Source organism: Actinomyces sp. MRS3W (assembly GCF_032465695.1).
Taxonomy (GTDB): domain Bacteria; phylum Actinomycetota; class Actinomycetes; order Actinomycetales; family Actinomycetaceae; genus Actinomyces.
Genome location: NZ_JAWDJJ010000145.1, coordinates 1 through 7,432, shown reverse-complemented (window position 1 = coordinate 7,432; position 7,432 = coordinate 1). Strand labels below are relative to the sequence as shown.

The window sequence follows — 7,432 nt, the reverse complement described above, 5'->3', positions numbered from 1 at the left end:
TCAGCCCGGCCCAGCGGGCGCCGACAAGCAGCACCACCGCGTTGACCGCCACAATGAGTGCGGCGAGTCCGCCCACCGCCAGCCCCGTCGTCGAGAAGGCGGAGGCGGCAAAATCCTGCCCGGAGGCCAGCCCGATCGCGGCGAGGAAGAACAGCAGTCCCAGCTGACGGATAGTGGCGTTGGCGGCGTGCGGCAACTGCCAAATGAACGGGCCGGTGCGGCCCAGGCGCCCCAACACCATGCCGACCACGAGCGGTCCCGCGGCCACGCCCAGCCGCAGCGTCACGCCGCCGGGCAGCGGGATGGCGACGAGCCCGGCGAGCACGCCGAGCGCCATGCCCACGCCGACGGAGAAGGCGTCGATCTGGGCGATGGACTTCTCCGAGTCGCCGAAGTAGTCGGCCGCCCGCTCCAGGTCCCCGGAGGGAACCACGGCCAGCACCCGGTCGCCGAGTTCGAGGACGAGATCGTCGTTGGCGAGCAGGTCGAGGTCGCCGCGGCGCACCCGGGTGATGACGCCCTGGAAGCGGCCATGCATGTCGAGCTCGCCGATGGTGCGTCCGGCCACGCGGGTGGAGGAGACGGTCAGGCGCCGGTAGTCGACGACGGTGCGGTCCTTGGCCAGGCAGCGGTCGTAGCCGGTGCCGAGTTCATGGATGGCGTCCTCGAGGGCCGCCGGGGCGCCCACGATCACCACCTTGTCTCCTGGCAGCAGCTCTTCGTTGGGGGAGACGACGCGGGTGTTACCGTCGCGCTCCAGGTAGGAGATGCGGATGCGGTTGCGCCGGAAGGCCTCCAGTTCACTTAAGAACACGCGGCGCAGCAGGAAGACGCTGGTGGCGCTCAGTCCGTCGGCAGAAGCCGGCCGGGGGTCGCGGCGCCCCGGCCAGTCACGGTTGATGACCAGGGCGACGATGAGGATCGCCACGGCCACGCCGACGGGGTAGGCCAGGGCATAGCCGACGGCGGGCTCCTGGTTGCCGGCGGCCTCGATCGCGGAGTCCAGGACGGGGCTGGTCAGGGCCCCCGCATAGGCGCCGGCGTCCATGGCCGGGCTGATGCCGGTCAGGCCCGAGTACAGGGCCCCGGCACCACCGGCGACGACGAGCGCGACCACGCACAGGGCCATGATGGGCAGCTGGCGGCGCAGGTTGCGGAAGAAGGTGCTGCCCGCACCAATGCCGACGGTGTAGCAGAACAGCCCCAACCCGAGGCTGCGCAGCAGCGTGAGGTTCTCCCCGAGCCGCGGGTCCAGGGCACCGACGGCGAGTCCGACGAACAGCGCCCCGGCCGCGCCGAAACGAATCGGCCCGAAGGGAATCTGCCCGACGGCGGTACCCACGCCAATGACGAGGAAGACGGTCAGTATCGGGGCGCCCGCGAGGACGTCCACGGTGGAGGCGAGCAGGTCTGACACGTGCTCAGGCTAGCGGGAGAGAATCCGAGGATCCTTGAAGGGCCGATGGTGACGGCTATTGTCGCCAAACTGCGCCGGCACTATGCTGCGGCGGTGCGAGCCCTCCCTGGTCCGCTGTTCGCCCGTCCCGACTCAATGATGAGAATCCGCATGGAAACCGCTATCGCCCCTGCCCTGCCCACCTACACCCCCGAGGAAGAGCGCCTCATTATCCGCAACCGCCAAGGCGTGCCCGTGGGTATCAAGCCGCACACCAAGTGGACGCCGAAGAAGATCGCCCTGTGGGTCGTCATTACCGCCCTGGGTGTGCTGGGCTGGTGGATGCTCGCCGTCGCACGCGGCGAGAACGTCAACACCATCTGGTTCGTGGTCACCGCCATCTGCACCTACGCCATCGGCTACCGCTTCTACGCGCTGTACATCCAGCGCACCATCATGCGTCCCGATGACACCAACGCCACCCCTGCCGAACGCATCAACAACGGCCGCGACTTCGACCCGACCCACCGCGTCGTCCTATACGGCCACCACTTCGCCGCCATCGCCGGCGCGGGCCCCCTGGTCGGTCCTGTGCTGGCCGCCCAGATGGGCTACCTGCCGGGGACGCTGTGGATCATCCTCGGCGTCATCGTCGCCGGTGCGGTCCAGGACATGCTGGTGCTGTTCTTCTCCATGCGCCGCGGCGGCCGCTCCCTGGGGCAGATGGCGACCGACGAGATCGGCCGGGTCGGCGGCACCGTGGCCACCGTCGTCGTCCTGGTCATGCTCATGATCGTGCTGGCGGTGCTGGCCATGGTGTGCGTCAACGCGCTCGCCGAGTCCCCCTGGGGTGTCTTCTCCGTCGGCTGCACTATTCCGATCGCCGTCTGCATGGGCCTGTGGCTGCGTTTCGTCCAGCCGGGCCGTATCACCCAGGTCTCCATCGTCGGCTTCACCGTCCTCATCGGCGTCATCATCGCTGGGCGCTGGGTCGCGGAGTCCTCCTTCGGCCAGTACCTGCACCTGTCGCCCACCACCCTGGTGTGGTGCATGATCGTCTACGGCTTCCTCGCCGCCGTTCTGCCCGTGTGGGTGCTGCTCACCCCGCGCGACTACCTGTCCACCTTCATGAAGGTCGGCACCATCGCGGTTCTGGCCGCTGGCATCATCATCGTGCGCCCCGTGGTGGAGATGGCGGCCGTCTCCGAGTTCGCCCTCAACACCGACGGCCCCGTGTTCGCCGGCAAGCTCTTCCCCTTCCTGTTCATCACGATCGCCTGCGGCGCCCTGTCCGGCATGCACGCCACCGTGTCCTCCGGCACCAGCCCGAAGATGATCCAGAAGGAGAGCCAGGTCCGCATGATCGGCTACGCCGGCATGCTCATGGAGTCCTTCGTCGCCATCATGGCCCTGGCGGCGGCGGTCTCGCTGAGCCCGGGCATCTACTTCTCCATGAACACCTCCGCCGCCACCATGAACGCACTCGCCGGCGACGACGTCGTCGCCACGGCCTCCAACCGCGAGGAGGTGGCGGCCCAGGCCGTCGCCAACCTCGACGTCACCGACGCCCACGGGGACTCGCTGGTGCCGGTGTGGGACTCCTGGGACGAGGACGGCACTCCGCAGACGTACACGGGCGCCGAGGCCCTGGAGCAGGTCGCCTCCGACGTCGGCGAGCCGAGCATCATCTCCCGCACCGGCGGCGCCCCCACCCTGAGCGTGGGCATGTCGCACATCCTCCACCAGATCGGCGGCGGCCGGACGATGATGGGCTTCTGGTACCACTTCGCCATCATGTTCGAGGCGCTGTTCATCCTCTCCGCCGTCGACGCCGTCACGCGTGTGGCGCGCTTCCAGCTCGGCGACGCCCTGGGCAATATCTGGCCGAAGTTCCGTGACCCGTCCTGGCACGTGGGCGCGTGGGCGACCACCGGCGTCGTCGTGGCGGCCTGGGGCTCGCTGCTGCTCATGGGCGTGACCGACCCGCGCGGCGGCATCCAGACCCTCTACCCGCTGTTCGGCATCGCCAACCAGCTCATCGCGGCCATCGCCCTGCTGCTGTGCCTGGTCATGACGGTACGCAAAGGCCGCCTCAAGTACGCGTGGATCCCGGCGATCCCGCTGGCCTTCGATACGGCCGTCACCTTCACGGCGTCGTGGCAGAAGATTTTCTCCACCGATCCGCAGGTCGGCTACTTCCAGCAGTGGCGTGATGCGCGGGCGCTGCTGCCCACGCTCACCGACGCCGAGGCGATCAGCGTGCAACGAGCCATTATTCGCAACACCATGATCCAGGGCACGCTGTCGGTGGTATTCCTCGTGCTGGTGGCCTTCGTCATGGTGTGCGCCGCCATCACCATGGTCCGGGCGGTGCGCGCGGGTGATACGACGACGTCGGAGGACCCGTATCAGGAGTCGAACTTCTACGCCCCCGAGCATCTGTTCGCCACCTCGCTGGAGAAGAAGCTCGTCAGGGAGTATGCGCTCGTCGGCGACCCGGCACTCATCCCCGGAGGCTCCGCCGACCCGGGCGGCGCGGCCAATGCGGACCGCTGAGGTGACAGGGGCATCAATGATCGCCGCGGGGCGGGGCGTAGCCGCCGGGCCATCGAGCACTTCCGCGGCTCAGCGACTGCCCCGCCTGCGCGCCGGTCTGGCCCGCGCGCTCGAGTTGTGGCGCGACTTCACCGGCGAATCAGCCTACGACCGCTACGTCGAACGGCATCGGCGCGAGCACCCCGACCATGCGCCCATGAGTGCGAGCCAGTGGTGGCGGGCCCGCGCCGACTTCGACGAGCGCAACGTGAGCACCGGCTGCTGCTGACCCGCCCCACGCTCAGGCATCGGTCCCGAGGGCGTCGGTCCCGAGGCCGCTCGGGTCCTGGATGACGGCGCGGCGCACTCGCAGCTCGGGGGTGATGATCCGTCTGTCGGCTTCACGCGCGATGACCCGACCGTCCTCCACGAGCAGGTCGAGAACCGCCTGAGCGACGAGGGCTCCCCAGGGCCGGGCGACGACGGCAAGATGACAGGAAGCTCAGATTCGGGATGAACCGTGTCTACAGCCGCGCCGCTCAGGCCCAGGCGCGCACCAGGCGCACGATCGCGTCCGCTACTTCCTGGTCCTTGCCCTGATAGGTGTGACCGGTGCCCTGGATCAGCACCAGTTCGTTGGCGTCCGGATCGGCGGTGTGATCGTTGATCGTCGCCAGGAAACCGGCCGGGTCGCCGTAGGTGAACCGGTCGTAGGTGCCGATGAGCATGGCGCCGGTGTGCCGCATGGCGGCCACCTGGCTGAAGTCGGCGTCGGCCTCCACGTGCACGTTGTCCAAGATGTTGTCGCACAGCCACTGCCGGGCGGTTTCGGCACGGCAGGGCACCCACCCCATGAGCGGGAAGGGCAGCCGCTGCTCCCCCAGACCGCGAGCGATGTAGTCCCGCACCACTGCCCGCTCCTGCGCCGTGACCTGGTTGGTCAGGTGGCGCAGGTTGGCGGGGCTGAGCAGGAGGAAGTGCTCCACCCGCGCATCGTGATGGCGCGCCAGGTAGTAGATGACCTTGTTGGCGCCCAGCGAGTGCCCGGCCAGGATGATCCTCCGATAGCCGACTGCCTCGGCGTAGTCCAGCCACGCCCCGAGGTCCTCGTCGGTAAAGGCGAAGTCCTCGTTCCACGAGCCAATGACCTCCTCCTGCCCCGTCACCGCATTGGTGCCGGGGATTTCATTGAAGGCGTCGTTGGTCTGGGCGTATACGAAGTCGATGCCGGCCCGGTTGAGGGTACGCCCGAAGGTGACGTAGAAGGGGTTGGAGTAGAAGTTGCCGTGGATGCCGGTGATAGCGATGACCACCGTGTCCGCGGCCCGCGCCGGGAACAGGGCGCCGTCCAGCACGCTGCCGCGCCGGGTGGTTACCGTCAGTGCGCGCGGGCGGTCAGGCCCCGGCATCTCAGTAGTCCTCGCTGCGGTAGCGGGGGCTGAACTGCTTGGAGCGCGGGTAAAAGTCGGTGCCCATCCGGGTGCCGTCCAGCATGGCCTGCGTGTAGCGGTAGCTGTCGGCCTTGTCCCAGTCGAAGGTCGTCTCGATCTCGTCCTCGCGTCCGGTGCGGATCAGCTCGACCAGGTGCGGGTTGAGTAGGACGCTCTTGCCGATGGCCAGTAGCTCTGCCCAACCGGTGTTCCAGGCGTGGATCATGTCGTCGGCCGTGTACAGGTTGCCGACCCCGATCAGCGGCAGCCGCCCGCCGATGCGCTCATGCAGCAGTTGCATGCGGGTCAAGGACGTGTCCGCACCGCGGCGCGCCTTCTTGTAGAAGTCCCACAGGGACACGTGCAGGTACTGCAGCGGCTTGTCCGCCAGTGCGTCCACAAGCGCGAAGGTGTCCTCCATGGTCAGGCCACGCTCGCCGGGCTCCTCTGGGGAGAAGCGGTAGCCGAGGATAAAGTCGAGCCGATCGTGCTTGCGGCGCACAGCGTCGACGGCGTCGACAATCGCCAGCGGCAGCGCCATCCGCTTCTCACGCGAGCCGCCCCAGTCATCGGTGCGCAGGTTGGTGTTGCCGGAGAAGAACTGCTGCACCAACCAGCCGTTGGCGCCGTGAATCTCCACGCCGTCCAAGCCGGCCTCAAGGCTCAGCTCAGCGGCGCGGGCGTAGGCGTCGATGAGCCCGCGCACCTCCGCCTCCGTCATGCCGCGCGAACCGGCGAAGGGCGCGGTGGTGGGGGAGACGACGTCGTGGCCCTGGGTCATCTCCCTGCGTGCGTGCAGTCCGGAGTGGGCCAGCTGGACGACGGCGAGCGCGCCCTGGGCGTGGGCGATGTCGGCGTACTCCTTGAGCGTGGCCAGGTGCCGGGAATCGAATGCGTTGGGCGACTCGAAGCCGATGCCGCCCGGTGCCACATTGGTGAACGGCACGATGAACAGGGAGAAGCCCTCGAAGCGGTCGTTCCAGAAGCGGCGGGCGGCGTCGGTCAACTCGCCGTCGGCGCCCGAGTCATAGATCGTCAGCGGCGCCACAACCAGACGGTTCTTGAGTGTCACACCATTGTTGAGTTCTAGGGGTGCGAATAGCGGCGCGTACTTCGGGTTCATCTCACTCATCGCGGATGCCTCTCTTCGGGGTGAGTCCCGGCTATGGTCGGCCGGGCTTGCCCCCTACAACCCACCGGGATCCGCACATGATCCCTGCCGCAGCCGTCTTCCCGATCACGTCAGTTCCATACGTGTGACCCGGAGGCATCTAACACGCCCCTGGGCCGCCGCGCCGGAGCCACGGAGGGGCTGACCGATGCATTGCGACGCCCACGGGCCGCGCCGCCCGCTACGATTCGGAGGGTGACCGACGCGCGCAGCACCGCCCAGACCACCCTCACCCCCTTCGACGACGGCGCCACCTCGGATGCCGCCCCCGACCGCGAAGAGCTGACCTGGGAGTTGTTCGGCCGTGCCGAACGCGAACTGTCCGCGCAGATCGTCGCTTCGGGCTGGGTGCCGGACCTCATCATTGCAATCGCCCGTGGCGGCCTCATCCCCGCCGGCGCCATCGGCTATGCGATCGGCATTAAGGCGATGGGCGCGGTCAACGTCGAGTTCTACACCGGCGTGGGTCAGACCCTGGAGGAACCGGTGGTGCTGCCCCCGCTCATGGACGCCTCCGACCTTCCAGGTAAGAAGGTGCTGGTGGTCGACGACGTCGCCGACTCCGGCAAGACCCTGAAGATGGTCATGGAGCTGCTGCAACATCAGGGACTGGATCTGGGTGGCGAGACGGTGGCGGTCGATGCGCGCAGCGCCGTCATCTACCGCAAGCCGCACAGCATCTTCGAGCCGGACTACTGTTGGCGAGTGACCGACAAGTGGATCAACTTCCCCTGGTCCGTGCTCCCGGTCATTACCCCCGCCTCTCTCGACCAGGAGGGTACCGACCAGTTGGACGCCCGCGCCGGCGACTGAACCGCGCACGGTCCCCACCACTACGGTTTTCGCCGTGACTATGTCCCCTGGCAAGTTCCCCGAAGAGTCGGCCACCCACCCCTGCCC

At 68.1% G+C, this 7,432-nt stretch carries 7 protein-coding genes; 3 read left to right on the top strand and 4 right to left on the bottom strand.

All coding sequences use genetic code 11. From position 1 onward, the window contains the following. The coding region (locus RWX45_RS05195) for an aspartate:alanine exchanger family transporter (protein ID WP_316022705.1) at positions 1-1,417 on the bottom strand (1,417 nt) is incomplete at its 3' end. A gap of 150 nt (positions 1,418-1,567) precedes the next feature. On the opposite strand from RWX45_RS05195, the gene RWX45_RS05190 reads away from it, so the two are divergent. Together RWX45_RS05190 and RWX45_RS05185 are read left to right on the top strand one after the other, a co-directional pair. Further along, positions 1,568-3,952, top strand: a complete 2,385-nt coding sequence (locus RWX45_RS05190; RefSeq protein ID WP_316022704.1) for a carbon starvation CstA family protein — start codon at positions 1,568-1,570, stop codon at positions 3,950-3,952. 1 nt (position 3,953) lies between these two features. Then, on the top strand, positions 3,954-4,220 hold the full coding sequence (locus RWX45_RS05185) for a YbdD/YjiX family protein (protein ID WP_316022703.1): 267 nt from the start codon (positions 3,954-3,956) through the stop codon (positions 4,218-4,220). Between the two features lie 12 nt (positions 4,221-4,232). Here RWX45_RS05185 and RWX45_RS05180 read toward each other — a convergent pair whose 3' ends face one another. The 3 genes from RWX45_RS05180 to RWX45_RS05170 all read right to left on the bottom strand — a co-directional run bounded on the left by RWX45_RS05180 (position 4,233) and on the right by RWX45_RS05170 (position 6,493). Then, on the bottom strand, positions 4,233-4,361 hold the full coding sequence (locus RWX45_RS05180) for a hypothetical protein (protein ID WP_316022702.1): 129 nt from the start codon (positions 4,359-4,361) through the stop codon (positions 4,233-4,235). 109 nt (positions 4,362-4,470) lie between these two features. Then, positions 4,471-5,340, bottom strand: coding sequence for an alpha/beta hydrolase (locus tag RWX45_RS05175; protein ID WP_316022701.1), 870 nt, complete (start codon positions 5,338-5,340; stop codon positions 4,471-4,473). A 1-nt stretch (position 5,341) separates the two neighbouring features. After that, positions 5,342-6,493, bottom strand: a complete 1,152-nt coding sequence (locus tag RWX45_RS05170; protein WP_316022700.1) for an NADH-dependent flavin oxidoreductase — start codon at positions 6,491-6,493, stop codon at positions 5,342-5,344. Between the two features lie 234 nt (positions 6,494-6,727). Between RWX45_RS05170 and RWX45_RS05165 the strand changes: the two genes are divergently transcribed. Then, a complete protein-coding gene (locus tag RWX45_RS05165; protein WP_316022699.1) occupies positions 6,728-7,345 on the top strand; it encodes a phosphoribosyltransferase in 618 nt (205 codons plus the stop codon). The last annotated feature ends 87 nt before the right edge of the window (positions 7,346-7,432 follow it).

What these genes read in the sequence shown, in the direction of transcription:
- RWX45_RS05175 (WP_316022701.1), bottom strand. Translation starts at nt 5,340, where the DNA reads ATGCCGGGGCCTGACCGCCCGCGCGCACTGACGGTAACCACCCGGCGC.
- RWX45_RS05170 (WP_316022700.1), bottom strand. Translation starts at nt 6,493, where the DNA reads ATGAGTGAGATGAACCCGAAGTACGCGCCGCTATTCGCACCCCTAGAA.
- RWX45_RS05190 (WP_316022704.1), top strand. Translation starts at nt 1,568, where the DNA reads ATGGAAACCGCTATCGCCCCTGCCCTGCCCACCTACACCCCCGAGGAA.